Annotated in this window: 20 protein-coding genes; 18 read left to right on the top strand and 2 right to left on the bottom strand. The window is 59.8% G+C overall.

Annotation, left to right across the window (positions count from 1 at the left end):
• Positions 1-107: 107 nt before the first annotated feature.
• From ASG35_RS24610 to ASG35_RS24575, 8 genes are all read left to right on the top strand, one after another.
• Entirely contained in the window at positions 108-2,606 is a 2,499-nt protein-coding gene (locus tag ASG35_RS24610) for a DNA polymerase III subunit gamma/tau (RefSeq protein ID WP_056363950.1), read from the top strand.
• Between the two features lie 130 nt (positions 2,607-2,736).
• Positions 2,737-3,063 (top strand): YbaB/EbfC family nucleoid-associated protein, encoded by a 327-nt coding sequence (locus tag ASG35_RS24605; protein ID WP_056363948.1) that lies wholly within the window; start codon positions 2,737-2,739, stop codon positions 3,061-3,063.
• Positions 3,064-3,103: 40 nt separating this feature from the next.
• The gene (gene recR, locus ASG35_RS24600; protein WP_056363946.1) at positions 3,104-3,700 is read left to right on the top strand and encodes a recombination mediator RecR; all 597 of its coding nucleotides are present in this window, start codon (positions 3,104-3,106) and stop codon (positions 3,698-3,700) included.
• Positions 3,701-3,718: 18 nt separating this feature from the next.
• Complete coding sequence (locus tag ASG35_RS24595; RefSeq protein ID WP_056363943.1) at positions 3,719-3,943, top strand: DUF1653 domain-containing protein; 225 nt, start codon at positions 3,719-3,721, stop codon at positions 3,941-3,943.
• A gap of 54 nt (positions 3,944-3,997) precedes the next feature.
• Positions 3,998-5,203, top strand: coding sequence for a CaiB/BaiF CoA transferase family protein (locus ASG35_RS24590; protein WP_056363941.1), 1,206 nt, complete (start codon positions 3,998-4,000; stop codon positions 5,201-5,203).
• Positions 5,204-5,251: 48 nt separating this feature from the next.
• A complete protein-coding gene (locus tag ASG35_RS24585; RefSeq protein ID WP_056363939.1) occupies positions 5,252-6,289 on the top strand; it encodes an ABC transporter substrate-binding protein in 1,038 nt (345 codons plus the stop codon).
• Positions 6,290-6,292: 3 nt separating this feature from the next.
• Positions 6,293-7,120 carry an ABC transporter ATP-binding protein gene (locus ASG35_RS24580; RefSeq protein WP_056363937.1) on the top strand — a complete coding sequence of 276 codons (828 nt, stop codon included), beginning with the start codon at positions 6,293-6,295 and terminating at the stop codon, positions 7,118-7,120.
• Between the two features lie 36 nt (positions 7,121-7,156).
• Positions 7,157-7,981 (top strand): ABC transporter permease, encoded by an 825-nt coding sequence (locus ASG35_RS24575; RefSeq protein ID WP_056363935.1) that lies wholly within the window; start codon positions 7,157-7,159, stop codon positions 7,979-7,981.
• Positions 7,982-7,992: 11 nt separating this feature from the next.
• On the opposite strand, the gene ASG35_RS24570 is transcribed toward ASG35_RS24575, so the two are convergent.
• Positions 7,993-8,967, bottom strand: coding sequence for an NADPH:quinone oxidoreductase family protein (locus ASG35_RS24570; protein WP_056363933.1), 975 nt, complete (start codon positions 8,965-8,967; stop codon positions 7,993-7,995).
• A gap of 204 nt (positions 8,968-9,171) precedes the next feature.
• Between ASG35_RS24570 and surE the strand changes: the two genes are divergently transcribed.
• From surE to rlmD, 6 genes are all read left to right on the top strand, one after another.
• Positions 9,172-9,930 (top strand): 5'/3'-nucleotidase SurE, encoded by a 759-nt coding sequence (surE, locus tag ASG35_RS24565; RefSeq protein ID WP_056364605.1) that lies wholly within the window; start codon positions 9,172-9,174, stop codon positions 9,928-9,930.
• Positions 9,927-11,090, top strand: a complete 1,164-nt coding sequence (locus ASG35_RS24560; RefSeq protein WP_056364604.1) for a protein-L-isoaspartate(D-aspartate) O-methyltransferase — start codon at positions 9,927-9,929, stop codon at positions 11,088-11,090. Before surE ends, ASG35_RS24560 begins: the two co-directional genes overlap by 4 nt.
• A 5-nt stretch (positions 11,091-11,095) precedes the next feature.
• Positions 11,096-12,058 carry a peptidoglycan DD-metalloendopeptidase family protein gene (locus ASG35_RS24555; RefSeq protein WP_056363931.1) on the top strand — a complete coding sequence of 321 codons (963 nt, stop codon included), beginning with the start codon at positions 11,096-11,098 and terminating at the stop codon, positions 12,056-12,058.
• A gap of 11 nt (positions 12,059-12,069) precedes the next feature.
• Positions 12,070-13,161, top strand: a complete 1,092-nt coding sequence (rpoS, locus tag ASG35_RS24550) for an RNA polymerase sigma factor RpoS (protein WP_056363928.1) — start codon at positions 12,070-12,072, stop codon at positions 13,159-13,161.
• A gap of 63 nt (positions 13,162-13,224) precedes the next feature.
• Positions 13,225-14,001, top strand: coding sequence for a 3'-5' exonuclease (locus tag ASG35_RS24545; protein ID WP_056363926.1), 777 nt, complete (start codon positions 13,225-13,227; stop codon positions 13,999-14,001).
• 132 nt (positions 14,002-14,133) lie between these two features.
• A complete protein-coding gene (rlmD, locus tag ASG35_RS24540) occupies positions 14,134-15,510 on the top strand; it encodes a 23S rRNA (uracil(1939)-C(5))-methyltransferase RlmD (protein ID WP_056363924.1) in 1,377 nt (458 codons plus the stop codon).
• A gap of 76 nt (positions 15,511-15,586) precedes the next feature.
• Here the strand turns inward: rlmD and ASG35_RS24535 are convergent, their stop codons facing one another.
• Complete coding sequence (locus ASG35_RS24535) at positions 15,587-16,285, bottom strand: Bax inhibitor-1/YccA family protein (RefSeq protein ID WP_056363922.1); 699 nt, start codon at positions 16,283-16,285, stop codon at positions 15,587-15,589.
• Between the two features lie 293 nt (positions 16,286-16,578).
• On the opposite strand from ASG35_RS24535, the gene ndk reads away from it, so the two are divergent.
• The 4 genes from ndk to ispG all read left to right on the top strand — a co-directional run bounded on the left by ndk (position 16,579) and on the right by ispG (position 21,183).
• The gene (gene ndk, locus ASG35_RS24530) at positions 16,579-17,004 is read left to right on the top strand and encodes a nucleoside-diphosphate kinase (protein WP_056363920.1); all 426 of its coding nucleotides are present in this window, start codon (positions 16,579-16,581) and stop codon (positions 17,002-17,004) included.
• A 107-nt stretch (positions 17,005-17,111) separates the two neighbouring features.
• A complete protein-coding gene (gene rlmN, locus ASG35_RS24525; protein ID WP_056363918.1) occupies positions 17,112-18,254 on the top strand; it encodes a 23S rRNA (adenine(2503)-C(2))-methyltransferase RlmN in 1,143 nt (380 codons plus the stop codon).
• 232 nt (positions 18,255-18,486) lie between these two features.
• Complete coding sequence (locus tag ASG35_RS24520) at positions 18,487-19,647, top strand: RodZ domain-containing protein (protein ID WP_056363916.1); 1,161 nt, start codon at positions 18,487-18,489, stop codon at positions 19,645-19,647.
• Between the two features lie 216 nt (positions 19,648-19,863).
• Complete coding sequence (ispG, locus tag ASG35_RS24515; RefSeq protein ID WP_056363914.1) at positions 19,864-21,183, top strand: flavodoxin-dependent (E)-4-hydroxy-3-methylbut-2-enyl-diphosphate synthase; 1,320 nt, start codon at positions 19,864-19,866, stop codon at positions 21,181-21,183.
• The last annotated feature ends 2 nt before the right edge of the window (positions 21,184-21,185 follow it).

Below are 21,185 nucleotides of genomic sequence, written 5' to 3'. Positions count from 1 at the left end.
ATCGCGTTTCAGTGTCGCTTCCGCTGCGCGCCAAACGCCTCGCCGGGACGCGTCATCGCGCCTTGGGAAACGCTTTGGGCTCTTGACGTTGCTGATACAATTTCGTCATGACCTATCAAGTTCTCGCACGCAAGTGGCGCCCCAAATCCTTTGCCTCGCTCGTCGGCCAGGAGCACGTCGTTCGCGCGCTCACGCACGCCCTCGACGGCGGGCGGTTGCATCACGCCTATTTGTTCACGGGAACGCGCGGTGTCGGCAAGACGACGCTATCGCGTATCTTCGCGAAGGCGCTGAATTGCGAGACCGGCGTGACATCGACGCCTTGCGGCGTTTGCCGGGCGTGCAAGGAAATCGACGAAGGGCGTTTTGTCGATTATGTGGAAATGGATGCTGCAAGTAATCGCGGCGTGGACGAGATGGCAGCGCTGCTCGAGCGCGCCGTGTACGCCCCGGTCGATGCGCGTTTCAAGGTGTACATGATCGACGAAGTGCACATGCTCACGAACCACGCGTTCAACGCCATGTTGAAGACGCTGGAAGAGCCGCCCGCGCACGTCAAGTTCATTCTCGCTACTACGGATCCGCAAAAGATTCCGGTCACCGTGCTTTCGCGCTGTCTTCAGTTCAACCTGAAGCAGATGCCGGCGGGACATATTGTCGGGCATCTGGAACACGTGCTCGGCGAGGAGAAGATTCCTTACGAGCCGCAGGCGTTGCGGCTGTTGTCGCGTGCGGCGGACGGCAGCATGCGCGATGCGCTTTCGCTTACCGATCAGGCTATCGCCTATTCGGCGAATCAGGTCACCGAAGAAGCCGTGCGCGGCATGCTCGGTGCGCTCGACCAGAGTTACCTGATCCGTCTGCTCGATACACTCGCGGCCGGCGACGGGCCGGGCGTGCTGGCAATTGCAGACGAAATGGCATTGCGAAGCTTGTCTTTCTCCACGGCATTGCAGGATCTCGCCGGGCTGCTGCACAAGGTGGCGTGGGCGCAGTTCGCGCCGGCATCGGTACTCGATGAATGGCCGGAGGCCGGCGATATCCGTCGTTTCGCCGACGCCCTCAGCGCCGAACATGTGCAATTGTTCTATCAGATCGCGACCATTGGACGCGGCGAACTGGGTCTCGCACCCGATGAATACGCCGGCTTCACGATGACACTGCTGCGAATGCTCGCGTTTGAACCCGCGGGTGGTCCGAGCGGAGGCGGCGGTGGCGCGCGTGTGAAGTCTGCCGGAGCCGGCGTGAGCGCTGCAGGCGCTCGGGCGCCGGGCGGTGTCACGGCTGCCAGCGTTCGCGCCGTTGCGGACGCGACGCCGAAAGTTGCCGCTGCGCCGCAGCCGGATCGAGTGGATCGGCCGGTGGTATCAGGCAAGGGCAAACATGGTGATGCGGGTCATCCCGCTGTGGCCGAAGAATCGTTGGCTGCGAAAGGTATCGAGGGAAGCTTAGCCAATGTCTCCGGCGCTTTGCCGGTCGATCAGGTTGCTCAAGACACGCAGAGCGAGCAGGGCATAGACATGCAAGCTCCCGTCAATACCTCTGTGCCGGCGGCTGCGGAAGCGGAGGTCTTGGCAAATCGCGAAGCTGCGGTTGAAATTTCCGAGCCCGAGTCGGCGCCCGCGCCCATCGCCGCTGCCGCTCAAGAACTTGCAGAGCGCGCTGTTACAGAGTCGAACCCGGTCGAAAATTTGGCAAAGGCTTCGCCAATTGGCCCCACGCGCGCACCGGGTGGCGCCAGTGCCGCGCTCGACGTGCTGCGCAGCGCCGGCAATCGGGTGTCGTCGGATCGGGGAGTGCGTCCGGCCGAACCCGTGCGCAAGCCGGTTGCGCAAAAGGCTGCGCCAGTCGTACAGATTCCAGCGCCGCGTCGACCTGCAGCGCCACCGGTGCAAAACGCGGCCGCGAGTGATGCCCGTTCGGACGCGACCGCTCGCGTTGGCGCCAATAACGGCAGCGCCGTTCCTCCTTGGGAAGAAATTCCGCTGGATGACTATCAGCCGGCTTCATCGGACGATGGTTATTTCATGGCATCCGATGACGGTTTCGTGCCCTCGTTCGAAAGCGGTCCAGACGACGTGCGCTTTACCGACACACCCGCCTCGCGTCCCGAAACGAAACCCGCTGCCAAGGCCGATACCCGTCCGCTTCCACCAGCCGTGCCTCTCGACGCCATCGGCGTATCCGGCGACTGGCCCGCGCTCGCCGTGGACTTGCCGTTAAAGGGCATTGCCTATCAGCTTGCATTCAACAGCGAGCTGACCGCGTGCGACGCCGCATCGATCACGCTGGTCGTACCCGTTCCGCAATATGCCGAAAGTGCGCAGGTCGCCAAGCTGAAGTCGGCGTTGACCGACAAGCTTGGCCGGCCGCTCGAAGTGAATGTGAGCGTCGGTGCCGCGCGCCGTACGGCCGCGGCTGTCGATGCCGCGCATCGTGCCGAGCGCCAGCAGCAGGCGGAAAAGGAGATTACGCAGAATCCGTTCGTGCAGTCGCTGATCCGCGATTTCGGCGCGAGTATCGTGCAGGGATCCATCAAGCCGATCGCGCCGGAGAACCGCAGCAGCGCGCAAGGCGGCGGCCAGAATGCGGCATCGGCGAACTGAAATTTTGAAGGCATTGGAACACCGTTTTAAAGCGCCTCAACGCGGACATCCATTCCTGTCGCGGGCCTAAGTAACGCGAGCCACGCAGCACATATCCAATTTTTATACCGTTTCCCCAAGGAGCCCGATCATGATGAAGAACCAACTCGCCGGCTTGATGAAACAAGCGCAGCAAATGCAGGACAACATGAAGAAGGCGCAGGATGAACTGGCGCTCATCGAAGTGGAAGGGCAGTCGGGCGCGGGCCTCGTGAAGGTGACAATGACGTGCAAGAACGACGTGCGCCGCGTTGTGATCGACCCGAGCCTGCTCGCCGACGACAAAGACATGCTCGAAGATCTCGTCGCCGCCGCATTCAACGACGCCGTGCGCAAAGCCGAAGCCACCACGCAGCAAAAGATGAGCGGCATGACCGCCGGCATGCCGATGCCGCCGGGTTTCAAGCTGCCTTTCTAAACCGCAAGCACATCAACTTTCAGAGTCACGGCCACTGCGCATGAAACAACCTTCCGCCTTGTCGGCGCTCGTCGAAGCGCTGCGCGCTCTGCCGGGCGTGGGTCCCAAGTCGGCGCAGCGCATGGCTTATCACCTTATGCAGCACGACCGGCCCGGCGCCGAAAAGCTCGGCCGGTCGCTGATGTTCGCAACCGAGCATCTGCAGCACTGCGAGAAGTGCAACACGTTCACCGAAGCGGCGATCTGCGATGTGTGCAGCAATCCCGAGCGCGACGCTGAACTGCTTTGCGTGGTCGAAACACCCGCCGACCAGATCATGCTGGAACAGACGCTGACATACAGCGGCCTGTATTTTGTGCTGATGGGACGACTGAGTCCGCTCGATGGTATTGGGCCGAAGGAAATCCACTTCGACCGTCTGATCCAACGCGCGACCGACGGCATCGTGAAGGAAATCGTGCTCGCCACGAACTTCACGAACGAAGGCGAAGCGACCGCGCATTATCTCGCGCAGACGCTGAAATCCAAGGGCCTGAAGGTGACGCGTCTCGCGCGCGGCGTGCCGGTGGGCGGGGAACTCGAATACGTCGATGCCGGCACGATCGCGCGCGCGATGCTGGATCGGCGTTCGGTATAAATCCGAAGGATAGGCAACATGACGGAAGCAGAAGCATTGGCGCTCGCCACGCATCGCCATTACAAGGGCGGTTTGTATCGCGTGATCGGAGTGGCGCGGCATTCGGAAACCGAAGAATCCATGATCGTCTATGAGCACTTGTGGCCGCATGACCACGGCTTGTGGGTACGGCCGGCCGCAATTTTCAACGATACGCTCGCGGACGGTTCGCCGCGCTTTCAGGCGCTCGATATTCCGCTTTAAGCGCTTCATAAGCCGGCCGGTTTCGCCATTCACAACAACAATGCAGGAGACAGCATGAGCGCATCCCCGGGACCGCTCGCCGGCGTCAAGGTGCTCGAACTCGGCACGCTGATCGCCGGCCCGTTCGCCTCGCGCTTCATGGGCGAGTTCGGCGCCGACGTCATCAAGATCGAAGATCCGAACGGCGGCGATCCGCTGCGCAAATGGCGCAAGCTCTACCCGGAAGTGGGCGGGACGTCGCTGTGGTGGGCCGTTCAGGCACGCAATAAAAAATCGGTGACGATCAACCTGAAAGCTCCGGAAGGCAAGGAAATCGTCCGTCGGCTGGCCAAGGAAGCCGATATCGTCATCGAGAATTTCCGGCCGGGACTGCTCGAGAAACTTGGCCTTGGTTATGAAGTGCTGTCGGCCGAAAACCCGGGACTCGTAATGGTGCGTCTGTCCGGTTACGGGCAGACCGGGCCGTATCGCGACCGGCCAGGGTTCGGCGCAATCGCCGAATCCATGGGCGGTTTGCGGCATATCACGGGCTATCCTGATTTGCCGCCACCGCGCATCGGGATTTCCATCGGCGATTCCATTGCTGCGCTTCACGGCGTGATCGGCGCGCTGATGGCACTGCATCATCGCCAGGCGAACGGCGGCAAGGGGCAGGTAGTGGATGTCGCCCTGTACGAAGCCGTCTTCAACATGATGGAAAGCGTGGTGCCCGAATACGGCGTGTACGGCATGATCCGCGAGCGCACGGGCGCGTCGCTGCCCGGGATCGTGCCCTCGAATACGTATCCGTGCCGCGATGGCAGCATCGTGATCGGCGGTAACAGCGATCCTATTTTCAAGCGCCTGATGATGGCGATTGGCCGCGAGGATCTCGGCAACGATCCGGCGCTGGCATCGAATGACGGACGTGTGCCGCGCACGCGGGAAATCGATGACGCCATTCGTGTGTGGCTGTGCACGCGTTCCATCGACGAAGCGCTCGCTGTGCTCAATGCCGCCGATGTTCCCGCGGGACGAATCTACAGTGTCGCCGATATGTTCACCGATCCGCAGTACATCGCGCGTCAGATGATCCAGCGTTTCCCGTGGCAGGACGGACGCGAGATTTCCCTGCCGAACGTGACGCCAAAGCTTTCGGAAACGCCCGGCGAGACGCGCTGGCTCGGGCCGCAACTCGGTGAACACACCGATGAAGTCCTGCAATCGCTCGGGTATGATCCTGACGAGATTGCAAGATTGCGGGCGAACAAGGCAATTTAAGCCTGGTATTAAAGCAAAGCCGTAAAAAATAAAAACCAAGGAGACAGGATGCATCGCAGGACTTTCATTGCAAGCGGGGCGGCGCTCGCTGCTGGCACGCTGATCGACACTCCATTCGCGTTCGGGCAAACGAAGCTGGAGCACCCCAAGGTTTCTATCGCGGTCGGCGGCAAGAATCTGTTTTATTACTTGCCGCTCACCATTGCCGAGCGTCGCAACTACTTCAAGGACGAAGGTCTCGAGATCGAGATATCGGATTTCGCCGGCGGCGCGAAAGCATTGCAGGCGGCGGTGGGCGGCAGCGCGGATGTGGTGTCGGGCGCGTTCGAACATACGCTGCTGCTGCAGGCGAAGGGGCAAATGTTCCGCGAGTTCGTGCTGCAAGGGCGCGCGCCGCAGATCGTGCTGGCTGTATCGAAGAAGGCGATGCCGAATTACAAGGGCATTGCCGACCTCAAAGGCAAGAAGATCGGCGTGACCGCACCGGGCTCGTCGACGTCGATCATGGCAAGTTTCGTTCTCGCCAAGGCCGGGCTTTCTGCAAGCGACGTGTCGTTTATTGGCGTGGGCGCGGGCGCGGGGGCGGTCGCCGCATTGCAATCCGGCCAGATTGACGCCATGGCGAATCTCGACCCGGTCATGACCAAGCTTGAGCGCTCCGGCGATATCCGCGTGATTTCGGACACCCGTACGCTCGCCGATACCCGCGCGGTTTTCGGTGGCGATATGCCGGCAGGTTGCCTGTACGCGTCGCAGAGTTTCATCACCAAGAACCCGAACACCACGCAAGCGCTGACGAACGCAATGGTCCGGGCGTTGAAGTGGCTTCAGACGGCCACGGGCAAGGATTTGATTTCGACGGTTCCAGAAGCCTATTTGCTCGGCGACAGCTCGCTTTATCTGGATGCGTGGCAGCACGTGAAGGAAGCCATGTCGCCCGATGGCCTGATGCCCGCGAACGGTCCGGCGACGTCGCTCAAGACGCTTCAGACCTTCGATGAAACCGTGAAAGGCAAGCCGATCGATTTGTCGAAGACGTGGACCAACGACTTCGTCAAGAAGGCGCTGGCGACGGTCAAGGCTTAACCGATGCAGCGAGCAACCACAGCCGTTCCCGCGCTCGCGCTGGAAAACGTCACCTGCACGTTCATCTCCCGCGATGACCGCAGCTCGCGCTACACGGCGGTCAAGGAAACCACGTTGCGCGTTGCGCCCGGGGAGTTCGTCTCGGTCGTCGGCCCGACGGGGTGCGGCAAGTCCACACTGCTGAACGTGGGCGCGGGTTTGCTTACGCCATCGTCGGGCACGGTCAACGTCTTTGGAACCGAGCTCAACGGGATCAATCGCCGCGCCGGATATATGTTCCAGGCCGAAGCGCTGATGCCGTGGCGCTCCGCGCTCGACAATGTCACAGCCGGTTTGTCTTTTCGCGGCGTGCCGAAAGACGAAGCGCGCGCGAAAGGCGAGGAGTGGCTGAAACGCGTTGGTCTCGGCGGTTTTGGCGACCGGTATCCCCATCAACTGTCGGGCGGCATGCGCAAGCGCGTCGGCATGGCGCAAACGTTGATTCTTGATCCCGACATCATCCTGATGGACGAGCCGTTTTCCGCACTCGATATCCAGACGCGCCAACTCATGGAAAACGAGTTGCTCGATCTTTGGGCTGCCAAGCGTAAAGCTGTGCTCTTCATCACGCACGACCTGGACGAAGCCATTTCGTTGTCCGATCGCGTAGTGGTGCTGTCGGCCGGGCCAGGCACGCATCCGATCGGTGAATTCGTGATCGACTTGCCTCGGCCGCGCGACGTGGCGGAAATTCGCGCGCATCCGCGCTTTGTCGAACTGCACGCGCAGATCTGGTCTGTGCTGCGGGAAGAGGTCCTGAAAGGCTACAAGCAACAGCTCACCGCTGTTTAAATCGACAAGCAATCCGCCAAGAAGAGCAGACCCATCATGTGGAAAACGTTGCGCCCGAATCGCGCAAATCTGGTTGTGTGGCAATGGCTGCTGCTCGTGCTGTGCTTCGTGCTCTGGTATGTGCTGACCAGCCCGACACTGTTGCCGGCTTTTTATTTCGACGATTCCAGCAAGGCCGCATTCTTCTTCGGTGAACCGCAGAAGGTGTTGCTGCGCATCTGGCAGTGGTTCACGACCGGCGAGATCTACGTGCATCTCTGGGTCACGCTGATAGAAACCGTGCTCGCGTTCGTGATTGGAACGGTCTTCGGATTGGGCGTTGGTTTATGGCTCGCCTTGGCGCCGATGATGAGCGCGCTTTTCGACCCATACATCAAGGCCGCGAACTCGATGCCGCGCGTGATCCTCGCACCGATCTTCGCCGTCTGGTTCGGGCTTGGAATCTGGTCGAAGGTGGCACTCGGCGTGACACTGGTGTTTTTCATCGTGTTCTTTAACGTCTATCAGGGCGTGAAGGAAGTGAGTCCGGTCGTGCTCGCCAACGCGCGGATGCTTGGTGCCAATCGCAAGCAGTTACTGCGGCACGTGTACCTGCCGAGCGCGACGAGCTGGGTATTTTCTAGCTTGCATACATCGGTGGGACTTGCGTTTGTCGGCTCCGTGGTGGGCGAATATCTGGGTTCCGCGCGGGGTGTCGGATACCTGATCCTTCAAGCCGAAGGCACCTTCGATATCAACACCGTATTCGCTGGCATTCTGGTGCTGACGGCGTTTGCGCTGATCCTCGACGGAATCGTTGCGCTCGTTGAACGCCGCCTGATGAAATGGCAGCCGAGCGCCGGCGACACCGAGAAAATGTGAAGCTGTTTTCCTCAAGGCTCGATCACGATCTTTCCCGATACACGCCGGCTCGCCATATCGCTTAGCGCCTCGGCCGTCCGCTCAAGCGGATAACGTCTCGTGACATGCGGCTTGAGCAGGCCTTCCTCGATCCATCCAAAGATCTGCTGCATTGCTGCGCTCACAAGCTCAGGTTCGCGCTGCACGTGCTGGCCCCAAAACACGCCTACTATGCTGGCGCCTTTCAGCAACGTCATATTGAGTGCCAACTTCGGTATCTCGCCATTGGCGAAACCCACTACCAGGTAACGGCCTCTCCATGCAATGCTGCGAAAAGCTGGCTCAGCAAACTCGCCGCCGACCGGATCGTAGATGACGTCCGGCCCGCGCCCGTCAGTTAGCGCCTTGATGCGATCGCGCAGGTTTTCGTTCGAATAGTCGATGGTCGCATCGGCTCCATGTTCAACGCACATCGCGAGCTTTTCTGCGCTCGAAGCTGCCGCAATCACGCGCGCTCCGAGCGCCTTGCCAATCTCCACTGCTGCCAGACCCACGCCACCGGCCGCTCCGAGGACGAGCAAGGTCTCGCCGGCTTTCAGTGCGGCGCGGTCGACCAACGCGTGATGCGACGTTCCGTAAGCCAGCGTTACGGTCGACGCACTTGCAAAATCGATGTCATCAGGCAGGGCGATGCAGGCCGCCTCGCGCGCCACTGCGTGTTCGGCAAATGCGCCCTGCGCCGTGTAGGCCGCGACCCGCATGCCGACCTCCAGCCGCCGGACGTTCGCGCCAATCTCGCGCACGACGCCCGCGAATTCGGCACCGGGCGTAAACGGCAACTCGGGCTTCGTCTGGTATTTGTTCTGGACGATCAGGACATCTGGGAAATTCACGCTGGCCGCGCGAACGTCAATCACCACTTCGTCCGCGCCCGGACTCGGATCGGGCAAGGATTCGAGCACGAGTGATTCGGGCGGTCCGTACTGGTTGCATCGAATGGCGCGCATGGTGTCTCGCTTTGAGATTTGTGATGTGCCAGTGTAGAACGAGCTCGTTCGGGCGTGCGCCTGAAGGCGTCGCGTTAGCCATTCGGTCTAGAAAACGCATCAAAGATGCTTGAAAACATTATGTATTTGACGGAAAACCTGGCCGTTCGCCCGAGGGCTCCGCCGCGGGGCCGCATGCCCAGTTTCCTCGGTTACAATCGTCGAATGCAAATCCTACTCAGCAACGACGACGGTTATCTGGCCCGCGGGCTCAACGTGCTGCACGCGGCCATGGAGCCGCTTGGACAGGTCACGGTCATGGCGCCGGAGCAGAATTGCAGCGGTGCTTCGAACTCGCTGACGCTGTCGCGCCCGCTCACCATCCACACTGCGCCGAACGGGTTTAACTACGTGAACGGAACGCCCACCGACTCCGTGCATATCGCGCTGACAGGCATGCTCGAGAAGCAGCCGGATCTGGTCGTTTCGGGAATCAATAACGGCCAGAACATGGGCGAGGACACGCTTTATTCGGGAACGGTGGCAGCGGCTACCGAAGGTTTCATGTTCGGCGTACCGGCCATCGCGTTTTCGCTGGTTGGCCGCGACTGGTTGCATCTGGACGACGCAGCGCGCGTTGCCGCCGACATCGTTGCGCATTTTCTGGCGCACCCCATGCCGGGTCATCCGTTGCTGAATGTGAATATTCCGAGTCTGCCTTATGACGAGATGGGAGAGTGGCGCATTACGCGACTTGGCAAGCGTCATCCATCGCAGCCTGTCATCCGGCAAATCGACCCGCGCGGGAATCCGATCTGGTGGATCGGGCCGTCGGGCGATGCACTCGATGCAAGCGAAGGCACAGATTTTCACGCTGTTGCGAACGGACATGTTTCAATCACGCCGCTGCAACTCGATCTCACGCATACCAAGCTGTTGCCTGCCACGCGCGAGTGGGCGGAAGCGCGGAGCCGCCGTTCATGACGGACGAACGCGCAAAACGCTTTCCGCTGGCGCTCGCCGATCTGGTGCGCGAGCCGCGCAAAGCGGTTGCGCGTCCCGATGCAAGCGGCAAGTCGGACGGAAGGCCAACCGTCAAGCCGGTTTTGAAGTCGATCGCGGGCGGCAATGGCGCTGCGCGGCCGGCTTCATCGGCGCATAAAGCCGGCGCCGCCGCCACGCTAAAACCGGCAGGCGGAAAGGTCGCGAAATTGCCCGGTGCGCTTCATCCAGGTTCGAAGGCTAATGTAGTAGCCAAGTCCGGCAGTGTTCCGGGAACGGCAGCAGGAAAGCCGCATGTTGCACCGAAGCCATCCACCGTCGTGACTCACCATCAGCCAGGGGCGTTGCGTTCGGGCACGCGAATGAATGAAACGCGCGACGTGCCGGCGAGTGCGAAGATTCACGCAGCGCCAGAGTCCAAGCCGAAGCAGCCGCCAGACGACAAGCTCCGTACCGCTCGCAAGACAACGCTTCACGGCGCGCAGGGGAGCACGCATGCGCTGACGTCGGCACGGGTGCGCGAGCGCATGGTCGAGCGGTTGCGCGCAAACGGCATCACGGACCCGCGAGTGCTGGCGGCAATGTCGGCGGTGCCGCGTCATATGTTCGTCGATCCGGGGCTCGCGGCGCAGGCCTATGAAGACGCGGCGTTGCCGATCGGCCATCACCAGACAATCTCGAAACCGTCGGTTGTCGCGAGAATGATCGAATTGGTTGCTGCGGGGCGCGCCCTGAAGAACGTGCTGGAGATTGGCACTGGCTGTGGTTATCAGGCGGCCGTGTTGTCGCAAGTCGCCACCGATGTGTATTCCATCGAGCGGATTCGGCCGTTGTCGGAGCGCGCGAAGTTGAATTTGCGCCCGCTGCGCGTACCGAACATCCGTTTGCATTACGGTGATGGCAGGCTCGGACTGCCGGCGGCAGCGCCGTTCGACGCCATCGTCATAGCGTGCGCGGGACTCGATGTCCCGCAGGCGCTGCTCGATCAACTCGCTGTGGGCGGCAGGCTGGTTGCGCCGGTCGGATCGCAAACGGCGCAAGCGCAAATACTGACGCTCGTCGAGCGCGTTTCGCCCACGCAATGGCGCGAGTCGCAGCTTGATCGGGTTTTCTTTGTACCTTTAAAATCCGGAGTGATTTGACACCGATGAGTATGTTGCGTGCTAAACGAGAAGTGAGCGCGAACCCTGGTTTGACCGCGGTTCAGCGCATGGTGTGTGTCGCGGCGCTGTCCGTGCTGGCGGCCTGCGCGACACGGATGGACAATGCGCCCGTCGTCGACCGAACCGGCGGCGCGATTGGCACGCAAGCGGCGCAAGATGGCGCCGTCCTGCCGCCGGGTCCGCCGCCGCCTGGTTATTACCGTGTGAAACCGGGTGACACCCTATACCGGATTGCGCTGGAAAACGGTCAGAATTATCGGGATATTGCGTCGTGGAACAACATGACGAACCCGAATCAGATCGAAGTTGATCAACTGCTGCGTGTAGCGCCTCCGGGCGCGAATCTGGCCGCCGCAACGCCGGGCGTTTCTACCGCGCCGATCGTGGGCGGCGGGGTACAGGCTCAGCCGTTGACGAACACGTATGGTGCAAACAGCGCAACGTTGCCGCAGGCGCCGGCTTATGGTTCGTCGTCCGGCATGGGAACACCGCAACCGCCGCTATCTGGCACCGCGCCCGGACTGGCATTGAATCAGCCCGCAACCGGAATCGATAACGGCGCAACAGCGGCACCGCCGGCGCAGCCATCGTTCATCTGGCCGGCGCGCGGACCGATTCTCGGCACGTTCGACGACGCCAAGAACAAGGGCGTCAACATTGGCGGCGCGCCGGGAGATCCGGTTAACGCATCGGCGGATGGACGGGTTGTTTATTCCGGCAACGGTCTGCGTGGATACGGTAATCTCATCATCATCAAGCACGACGCAACTTTTCTGACCGCGTACGCACATAACCGCGCTTTGATGGTAAAAGAAGGTGACGCGGTGACAAAAGGGCAGAAGATCGCCGAAATGGGCAATAGCGATTCGGACCGTGTGATGTTGCATTTCGAAGTTCGCCGGCAGGGCAAACCTGTCGACCCTCTGACGTATTTGCCGCCGCAATAAGCGAAATCACCATGCCTAAATCGAAGCGCCTCCCGCCGCAAGCCGAGACTGATTTAATCAGACCCACGCAGACAACGGTGGAAGACGGCGCTTCGAATCACGCTGACGAATCGGAATCCGAAACGGCTGAAGCCGAATTGGATAACGACGAAGACGGCGCAACAAACGGCAAGGAAACAGCGGAGGGCGCAAACGATTCCGCGCCCGACGTCGACGATTTCAAGTCGATTTTGCAAGCTGAACTTACCGCCGACACCATTCAGCATTACCTGAATCGGATCAGTGTAAAGCCGCTTCTGACCGTTGAAGAAGAGCAGCGCTATTCGCGCCTCGCGAAAGCCGGCGAATTCGAGGCGCGGCAGGTGATGATCGAACGCAATTTACGGCTGGTGGTCAGCATCGCGAAGGGTTATCTGAATCGCGGCGTGCCGTTGCTCGATTTGATCGAAGAAGGCAATCTCGGGCTGATGCACGCTATCGAAAAGTTCGATCCCACGCGCGGATTCCGGTTTTCGACCTATGCCACGTGGTGGATTCGGCAGAGCATCGAGCGCGCGATCATGAACCAGGCGCGCACCGTGCGTTTGCCGGTACACGTGATCCGAGAGTTGAACCAGGTTCTGCGCGCGAAACGTCATCTCGAAAAAAGCTCTGCGAACTCGACGGCCGCAATTGCACCTGACAGGCGCGATGCAAGCATTGACGACATCGCGCATCTCACCGGCAAGACGCCTGAAGAAGTTACCGACATCCTCGCGCTGAACGAGCACACGGCTTCGCTGGACGCGCCGCTGGATCTCGATCCGGCAAGTAGCCTGCTCGACTTGCTATCCGACGACGCCAGCCAGTCGCCCGATTCCGAAGTTCAGCATCGCGAACTGGAAACGCTTACAAAACTCTGGCTTTCGCGTCTTTCCGACAAACATCGTCATGTCATAGAGCGTCGGTTTGGCTTGAATCACATCGAGCCGGCCACGCTCGAAGAACTCGCCGACGAAATGGGCCTGACGCGCGAACGTGTACGCCAGATTCAGCAAGAAGCGCTTGTAAGGCTGAAGCGCTTTTTTGCATCGAACGGTGTACGCAAAGACGCCGTGCTTTAGCCGTTGGTATCAGACGACGGCCCGGTCAGCGCTTTCTTTAAAAACGCAGCATCCAATCAAGCAATGACACCCATTCTCGTTTTCGACATCGAGACGATTCCCGATGTCGACGGTATTCGCCGTCTCGAAGATCTTCCGGCCACACTGACCGACGCTGAAGTCGCCGAGTACGCGTTCGCCGCGCGTCGCGAACGTGTAGGCAATGACTTCCTGCCGCACCACTTGCAGCGCATTGCCGCCATCTCGTGCGTGTTCCGCGACAACACGGGGTTTCGGGTGCGCTCGCTCGGTACTACAACCGACTCGGAAGCCGCATTGATCCAGTCGTTTTTTCGAGTGATCGAGAAATACACGCCGCAGCTTGTATCGTGGAATGGCGGCGGGTTCGACCTGCCCGTGTTGCACTATCGCGCGATGATTCACGGCGTCGCGGCATCCCGATACTGGGACCTCGGCAACGATGATCGCGAATTTCGCTATAACAACTACATCAGTCGCTATCACGCGCGCCATACCGATCTCATGGACGTGCTCGCGATGTACCAGGCTCGCGCGAACGCCCCTTTGGACGCACTAGCGAAGCTATGCGGTTTCCCCGGGAAACTCGGCATGGACGGCGGTAAGGTCTGGCAGGCGTTCTCAGAAGGGCGGCTCGACGAAATCCGCAATTATTGCGAGACCGACGTGGTCAATACCTATCTGATGTACTGCCGGTTCCAGTTGATGCGCGGCGGATTTTCGCAGGAAGAATATGCGGACGAAATCAACGTCGTGAAAAACGCTTTGGCGCTTGAACCGGCCCCGCACTGGGCGGAATACCTTTCGGCGTTCGGAAGCTGATCTCTCACGGGAAGCCCGGGCCGCATCGTTTACAATTCTTCGCTTCGACGTCGTTCCCCATCGCAGTTTAAATATCAGTCAGGAAGTCCGCAGGTGCCTCGCGCTCGTAAAAAATCCAATCGCCGCTGGAGCATGCCGGCGCGAATCGTTCCGCTTGACCCCACGGCCGCACCGGTTGAGATCGAAATCAAATCGCTCGATATGGAGGCCCAGGGCGTCGGCCGTACGGCCATGGAAGATGGCTCGGCGGGCAAAGTTGTTTTCGTGGAAGGTGCGCTGCCGGGCGAACGTGTTTCGTATGCGACTTTTCGCCGGAAAGCGGCTTTCGAAAATGGTCTGTTGGTCAAGGTGCTGCGTGAAAGCGTGATGCGCACGCGTCCCAAATGCCCTTATTTCAGCAAGTGCGGTGGCTGTTCAATGCAGCATCTCGACGTTCGCGCGCAAATCGCGGTCAAGCAGCGAGTGCTCGAGGACAACCTTGAACACATTGGGAAGCTGAATGCCGAGACCATCTACCGGCCGATTCACGGGCCTTCGTGGGGATATCGCTATCGGGCGCGGTTGTCTGTCCGGCTGATTGCTGGGAAGGGCGGTGCGCTTGTCGGGTTTCACGAGAAGAAAAGCGAATTCGTCGCCGACATGCCAACGTGTGACGTGCTGACTCCGCAAGTGTCGGCGTTGCTGATGCCACTTCGCAAGCTCGTCCAGGATCTTTCCATTCGCGATCGTCTGCCGCAAATCGAAGTGGCTGTTGGCGCGGAGATCACGGCACTGGTACTGCGGATTCTCGATCCTTTGACCGAAGCCGACGAAACGCTAGTACGTGATTTCGCCGACAAACACGGTATCCAATTCTGGCTGCAGCCGAAAGGGCCCGAGACGGCTTATCCGTTTCATCCAGTCGAACGCGAACTGGCGTACACGCTGCCGGAATTTAATATCCGGATGCAGTTCAAACCCACTGATTTCACTCAGGTCAATCATCAGATCAACCGTGTACTTGTCAGCCGCGCGCTGCGGTTGCTGGCGGCCTCGCGCACGGACCGTGTGCTGGATCTGTTTTGCGGTATCGGAAATTTCACGCTGCCGCTTGCACGAGTGGCGCATGAGGTAGTTGGCATTGAGGGTAGTGAGGATCTCACTCAACGCGCGCTTGAAAACGCAAAGGCGAACGGTGTGGACGGCCATACATCGTTCGCATGCCGAAACCTGTTCGAAGTCACGGCGGAAGATCTTCGCGCGCTCGGCCGCTTCGACAAATACCTTATCGATCCACCTCGCGATGGTGCGCTCGCTGTATCGAAGGCGCTTGCGGAACTGGCGCAGAACGGCGATCGCGAATTGATGCCTGAGCGCATTGTGTATGTGTCATGCAACCCGGCAACGCTCGCCCGCGACGCCAGCGTCCTCGTGAGCGAGGCGGGCTACCGGCTGAAGGGCGCCGGCGTGATGAACATGTTCCCGCATACTTCGCACGTTGAATCCATCGCGCTGTTCGAGCGCGACTAAATCCTCCGCGAACATAAAAAAGCCGGCCTCAAAAGAAGCCGGCTTTTTGATCGATACAACCCGTTCGCTGTCCGGATCAGTTCCGGTTGCCGCCGAAAATACCGAGCAGCGCAAGCAAGTTCGTGAACACGTTGTACAAATCCAGATAAATCGCGAGCGCTGCGCTGATGTAGTTCGTTTCGCCACCGTTCACGACGCGCTGGACGTCGAATAGCATGTACGCCGAGAAAATCACGATCGCGAGCACGGACACGGTCAGCATCAACGCGGGAAGGTGCAAAAAGACGTTCGCAAACGCGGCCAGCAGCAACACCAGCACGCCCATGAACAGCCACTTGCCAAGCCCGGAAAAGTCGCGCTTGCTCACGGTCGCAATGGTCGCCATGGCCGCGAAGATTACGCCCGTGCCACCAAAAGCCATCATGATGAGCTGCGGTCCGTTCGAAAAACCGAGAATGAAACTCAGCAGGCGCGACAGCATCAGTCCCATGAAGAACGTGAAACCGAGCAGGACAACCACGCCCATGCTGCTGTTCTTCGTGCGCTCGATGGCAAACATGAAGCCGAACGCAATCGCCATGAAGGCGATGAAACTCATGGCCGGGCTGGTTGCCGCGAAGAGCGAGAAGCCAGTCGCGACGCCGACCCACGCGCCGAGCACGGTTGGCACCATGGAAAGTGCGAGCAACCAGTATGTGTTACGTAGTACGCGGTTCCGGGTTTCGGACGATGTGACGCTGCCAGTACGACCAAAACCGTAGGGGGATTCGTTCATGATTTCTCCTTGCCTAAACTTATGTGAAGCCGACTGTTCCAAAAAATACCGGCTCGACTGATTTTACGCTGCGGCGTGGCGAGCCTTCATAGACACGATATGCGCGTATATTGCGCCGAATTCAATGATGCTGCACTGCGATGCTGCGGTCAGTAGAATTACCGCGCATTTCGTAACGACCGTATGCCAGGATGCTTACGATACCGTAAGGTTTCCATCGCAATCATACAATGCTTCGTGCTACAATTGTCGATTCTTTATATTCGTAACCCGTTAATTTTTTGGAGTTTTTCATGGCGATCGAGCGCACCCTGTCGATTATCAAACCGGATGCAGTGGCAAAGAATGTGATCGGTCAGATCTACAGCCGTTTCGAACAAGCTGGCCTGAAGGTGATCGCGGCTCGCATGGTTCATCTGTCGCGTGCTGACGCAGAAAAGTTCTACGCGGTTCACGCGGCACGCCCGTTCTTCAAGGATCTCGTCGAATTCATGATCTCCGGCCCGGTGATGATCCAGGCGCTGGAAGGCGATAACGCTATCCTGAAAAACCGTGACCTGATGGGTGCAACGGATCCGAAAAAAGCTGACAAAGGTACGATCCGCGCAGACTTTGCGGACAGCATCGACGCCAACGCAGTGCATGGTTCGGATGCGGCTGAAACGGCGCGTCAGGAAATCGCATTTTTCTTCCCCGAAGTAAACGTCTACTCGCGTTAATTCGGTAGTAGATTTAACGAGAGGACTGGCGCGAATAACCGAATGGCGAACAGCGGCGCGTCCTTAAACGCTTTCGGGTTCGTTCATCAGGAAACGGCACAAATCGAATGACAGCTTCCACCGTCAACCTTCTGGATCTCGATGCCGCCGGGCTCGTCGCTTATTGCGGCAGCCTGGGGGAGAAGCCGTTCCGCGCCAAGCAATTGCAGCGCTGGATACATCAGTTCGGTGTCGACGACTTCGACGGCATGACCGATCTGGCGAAGTCGCTGCGTGAAAAGTTGAAGGGGCGGGCAAGTCTGGATATGCCCGCCATCGTTCGCGATCACGTTTCCACCGACGGCACGCGCAAGTGGCTGATCGACGTAGGGAACAGCAACGCGGTCGAAACTGTTTACATTCCTGAAGAAAATCGCGGCACGCTTTGCGTTTCATCGCAGGCGGGCTGCGCCGTCAATTGCCGGTTTTGCTCGACCGGCAAACAAGGTTTCTCGCGCAATCTGAGCACGGGCGAAATCATCGGCCAGTTGAGAATGGCGGAATTTGCGCTGCGTGCGTCGAAAAGCAGTACCTACGGCTTGCCGAACAATGGCAAGGCCGATCGGGTAGTGACCAACGTCGTGATGATGGGCATGGGTGAGCCATTGCTCAATTACGACGCCGTGGTGCCCGCCATGCGCCTGATGCTTGACGACAACGCGTATGGTTTATCGCGTCGTCGCGTGACTTTGTCGACCTCGGGTGTCGTCCCCATGATGGATCGGCTCGGCGCCGACCTGCCAGTAGCACTCGCGGTTTCGCTGCACGCTCCAAGTGATGCACTTCGCGACATGCTGGTGCCGCTGAACAAGAAATATCCGTTGCGCGAACTGATGGCCGCGTGCCAGCGCTATTTGAAAGTGGCGCCGCGCGATTTCATTACGTTCGAGTACTGCATGCTCGACGGCGTGAACGACAGCGAAGTGCAAGCGCGTGAGCTCGTTGCGCTGACGCGTGACGTGCCGTGCAAATTCAATTTGATCCCGTTCAATCCGTTTCCCGAATCCGGATTGAAGCGTTCGGGTCATGAACAGATCAAGCGTTTCGCGGAGGTACTGTTGGACGCCGGTGTTGTGACCACGGTACGCAAGACCCGCGGAGACGATATCGATGCAGCTTGCGGACAACTCGCAGGAGAAGTCCAAGACCGCACTCGACTTGCGCAGCGTATGGGCAAATCATCCAAGATAATTGAGGTCCGGGCTGTTTGAGCGGCTTGCTGTGAAAAAATCGGTGAAGCTGCATACACGCGGTCGGGTTCATGCGTGTCATTAGGTTGCGAAATCGGAATAATAGGCAATAAACGATCAAAGTCGGCGCACAACACCGTGCATTTTGTTATAAAGCGGTCTGCAACGCCGGCGCGGCAATTCCGTGCGGTAATGCCGTGCTTGGCAACGAAGCTGAGCAGCGACAAAAAAGAATCGATGCGAGGAAATTGGGATGAGTGAGCCGCAGCACCCGACGCCTTTTGGCGCTCATAAAGGTGGCCAGTCGGGCGGTCAGGCCGGAGCTTTATCAGGAAGCCAGCCGGAGCGCGTCGCGAGCGCAGCACCGGGCGCAATCCAGGGTGCGAATCTTGAATCGGTCGCCGCGGTAGGCGCGCGTCTGACGCAGCTTCGCGAAGCGAAAAACTGGTCTCTCGATGACGTCTCCGCACGGTTGAAAGTATCCCCGCAAAAGCTGCGCGCACTCGAAAACGGTGATCTCAGCCTCTTTCCAGACCGGAACTTCGCGGCTGGCATTGTGCGCAGCTACGCAAAAATCATGGGCGCCGACCCGGCGCCATTCACGGCCGCCCTTCGTCAGGCTAGCGGTCCGGTAGAGCAGAATTTGTCGTTGCCGGCGTCGTCCGGTGCGGGCTTGCCGCGCGGCCGCGTCTCGGTACCGCTCGGAAGTTCGCCGAAGCGCCGGTCTTGGCTCTGGGGCGTAGCAGCCGTGGTCGTTGCGGTGATCGCGCTTGCAATGTGGCACACCGGCGGCGACTCAGCTGCGTGGCTCGCCCGGCTGAAAGCAAGTGCCAATGGGGCAGGTCAATCGGCGGGCGGCGAAACGAGCACGAGTTCATCCGTGACTTCATCGGACGAATCTAGCTCGAACGCAGGTTCGGTCGTACCCGGCGACAATGCCGCAGCCAGCAGCGCAGCAACCAATAGTCCGACCACGCAGCAAGCCGGCGCTCAGCCAATGCCAAGTCCGTTGGGCACGAATGCGCTTCCGGCGTCTTCATCGACTATTTCAGCGGTGCAGGGCGCCGCCGCCAAGGGCGCGAGCGTTCCTGCCGCAGTTCCGCTGACCAATGCGGCCAAGCCTGAAGCGCCGGTGCCCGCATCTATCGCGGCCGCTGTTGGCACCGGTTCGAATACGCTCGAGTTGAAGGTCGCGGCCGACAGCTGGTTCAGCGTGCGTCAAAAGGATGGCAAGGAAGTGTTTTCCGGCTTGGTGAAGGCCGATTCGGTACAGCGGGTTGCGGGTGAGGCGCCATTCAAGATCACGATCGGCAACCGCGCGGGTCTCGACTCGCTGACGTTCGACGGGCAACCAGTCGAAGCCGCGAAGTTCGGACCGGCCAAGGGAAATGTCGCGCGTTTTTCACTGCCTTGATGCTGACTTCGAGAGCTCCCGCACGTATGTCGGAGCTCTCGCAATAACCCGCACCGGATCGTGGCGTTTCACCTCGGTCCGAAGGCTTGACACGAAATCGTGCGAAGATTTCGCTTCGGCGTTGCAAATTGTCAAACGCCGGTCCTTGTCCTTGAGTCTCATTCATTCCAGAAACGCGTCTCCGTGCGGCATCCGGCAACGCAGAGGGTCACTTAGATGCAATCCGAAGCTCAACAACCTCTAATCCAAAGCAAGATTTGTTCGTCGGAACCCGTTTTCGGCGGATCGTTGAAACGACGGTCGTCGCATGCCGTCGATGTTCGCTGGGGCGGCCAGCTCGTCACCATCGGCGGAGATTCGCCGGTGCGTGTTCAGTCGATGACCAATACCGACACCGCGGACGCGATCGGCACGGCAATCCAGATCAAGGAACTGGCGCAAGCCGGATCGGAGCTGGTTCGGATCACCGTAAACACGCCCGAGGCGGCAGCGGCGGTTCCGGCGGTGCGCGAACAGCTCGACAGGATGGGCGTCACGGTTCCGCTCGTCGGCGATTTTCACTACAACGGCCATACGCTGCTGCGCGACTATCCCGCATGTGCGGAAGCGTTGTCGAAATATCGGATTAATCCGGGCAACGTGGGAGCCGGGGCAAAACGCGACACCCAGTTTGCGCAGATGATCGAAGCAGCCGCACGTTATGACAAACCGGTTCGGATCGGCGTGAACTGGGGCAGTCTCGATCAGGATCTGCTCGCGCGCATGATGGACGAGAACGCGGCGCGATCAACCCCGTGGGAAGCGCAAAGCGTGATGTACGAAGCGCTGATTCAATCGGCGATCGGCTCGGCGGAACGCGCGGTCGAACTTGGCTTGCGGCGCGATCAGATCATCTTGTCGTGCAAGGTCAGCGGCGTGCAGGACCTGATCGCGGTTTATCGCGAACTGGCAAAGCGTTGCAGCTTCGCGCTGCATCTCGGGCTGACCGAAGCGGGAATGGGTTCGAAGGGCATTGTGGCATCGACGGCGGCGTTGTCGGTGCTGTTGCAGGAAGGCATCGGCGACACCATCCGGATTTCACTGACGCCTGAGCCGGGCGGCGCGCGGACCGGCGAAGTGATCGTCGGGCAGGAAATCCTGCAGACCATGGGCCTTCGCTCGTTCACGCCGATGGTCATCGCTTGCCCCGGTTGCGGACGCACTACCAGCACGTTGTTCCAGGAACTGGCATCGCAGATTCAGACATATCTGCGCAACGAAATGCCCGTTTGGCGCGATCAGTTCCCGGGCGTCGAGAAGATGCACGTCGCGGTGATGGGTTGCATCGTGAACGGGCCGGGTGAATCGAAGCAGGCGAATATCGGCATCAGCTTGCCTGGTTCGGGTGAGAATCCAGCGGCGCCGGTGTTTATCGACGGCGTGAAGGTCAAGACGCTGCGCGGCGAACATATCGCCCAGGAATTCCAGCAAATCGTCAGCGAGTACGTCACGCGGACTTACGGCAAGCGCGAAACCGCGCAGGCAGAAACAATCTAAAG

This window comes from Burkholderia sp. Leaf177, assembly GCF_001424345.1.
In the GTDB taxonomy this organism is placed as follows: Bacteria; Pseudomonadota; Gammaproteobacteria; order Burkholderiales; family Burkholderiaceae; genus Caballeronia.
This window is presented reverse-complemented; position numbering and strand designations above follow the sequence as displayed.

Bases quoted from the DNA above. Each gene is read 5' to 3' on its own strand.
- surE (WP_056364605.1), top strand. From the start codon at position 9,172: ATGCAAATCCTACTCAGCAACGACGACGGTTATCTGGCCCGCGGGCTC.
- ASG35_RS24590 (WP_056363941.1), top strand. From the start codon at position 3,998: ATGAGCGCATCCCCGGGACCGCTCGCCGGCGTCAAGGTGCTCGAACTC.
- ASG35_RS24610 (WP_056363950.1), top strand. From the start codon at position 108: ATGACCTATCAAGTTCTCGCACGCAAGTGGCGCCCCAAATCCTTTGCC.
- ispG (WP_056363914.1), top strand. From the start codon at position 19,864: ATGCAATCCGAAGCTCAACAACCTCTAATCCAAAGCAAGATTTGTTCG.
- ASG35_RS24585 (WP_056363939.1), top strand. From the start codon at position 5,252: ATGCATCGCAGGACTTTCATTGCAAGCGGGGCGGCGCTCGCTGCTGGC.
- rlmN (WP_056363918.1), top strand. From the start codon at position 17,112: ATGACAGCTTCCACCGTCAACCTTCTGGATCTCGATGCCGCCGGGCTC.
- rlmD (WP_056363924.1), top strand. From the start codon at position 14,134: ATGCCGGCGCGAATCGTTCCGCTTGACCCCACGGCCGCACCGGTTGAG.
- ndk (WP_056363920.1), top strand. From the start codon at position 16,579: ATGGCGATCGAGCGCACCCTGTCGATTATCAAACCGGATGCAGTGGCA.
- ASG35_RS24555 (WP_056363931.1), top strand. From the start codon at position 11,096: ATGAGTATGTTGCGTGCTAAACGAGAAGTGAGCGCGAACCCTGGTTTG.
- ASG35_RS24605 (WP_056363948.1), top strand. From the start codon at position 2,737: ATGATGAAGAACCAACTCGCCGGCTTGATGAAACAAGCGCAGCAAATG.
- ASG35_RS24545 (WP_056363926.1), top strand. From the start codon at position 13,225: ATGACACCCATTCTCGTTTTCGACATCGAGACGATTCCCGATGTCGAC.
- recR (WP_056363946.1), top strand. From the start codon at position 3,104: ATGAAACAACCTTCCGCCTTGTCGGCGCTCGTCGAAGCGCTGCGCGCT.
- ASG35_RS24580 (WP_056363937.1), top strand. From the start codon at position 6,293: ATGCAGCGAGCAACCACAGCCGTTCCCGCGCTCGCGCTGGAAAACGTC.
- ASG35_RS24560 (WP_056364604.1), top strand. From the start codon at position 9,927: ATGACGGACGAACGCGCAAAACGCTTTCCGCTGGCGCTCGCCGATCTG.
- rpoS (WP_056363928.1), top strand. From the start codon at position 12,070: ATGCCTAAATCGAAGCGCCTCCCGCCGCAAGCCGAGACTGATTTAATC.
- ASG35_RS24535 (WP_056363922.1), bottom strand. From the start codon at position 16,285: ATGAACGAATCCCCCTACGGTTTTGGTCGTACTGGCAGCGTCACATCG.
- ASG35_RS24570 (WP_056363933.1), bottom strand. From the start codon at position 8,967: ATGCGCGCCATTCGATGCAACCAGTACGGACCGCCCGAATCACTCGTG.
- ASG35_RS24595 (WP_056363943.1), top strand. From the start codon at position 3,719: ATGACGGAAGCAGAAGCATTGGCGCTCGCCACGCATCGCCATTACAAG.
- ASG35_RS24520 (WP_056363916.1), top strand. From the start codon at position 18,487: ATGAGTGAGCCGCAGCACCCGACGCCTTTTGGCGCTCATAAAGGTGGC.
- ASG35_RS24575 (WP_056363935.1), top strand. From the start codon at position 7,157: ATGTGGAAAACGTTGCGCCCGAATCGCGCAAATCTGGTTGTGTGGCAA.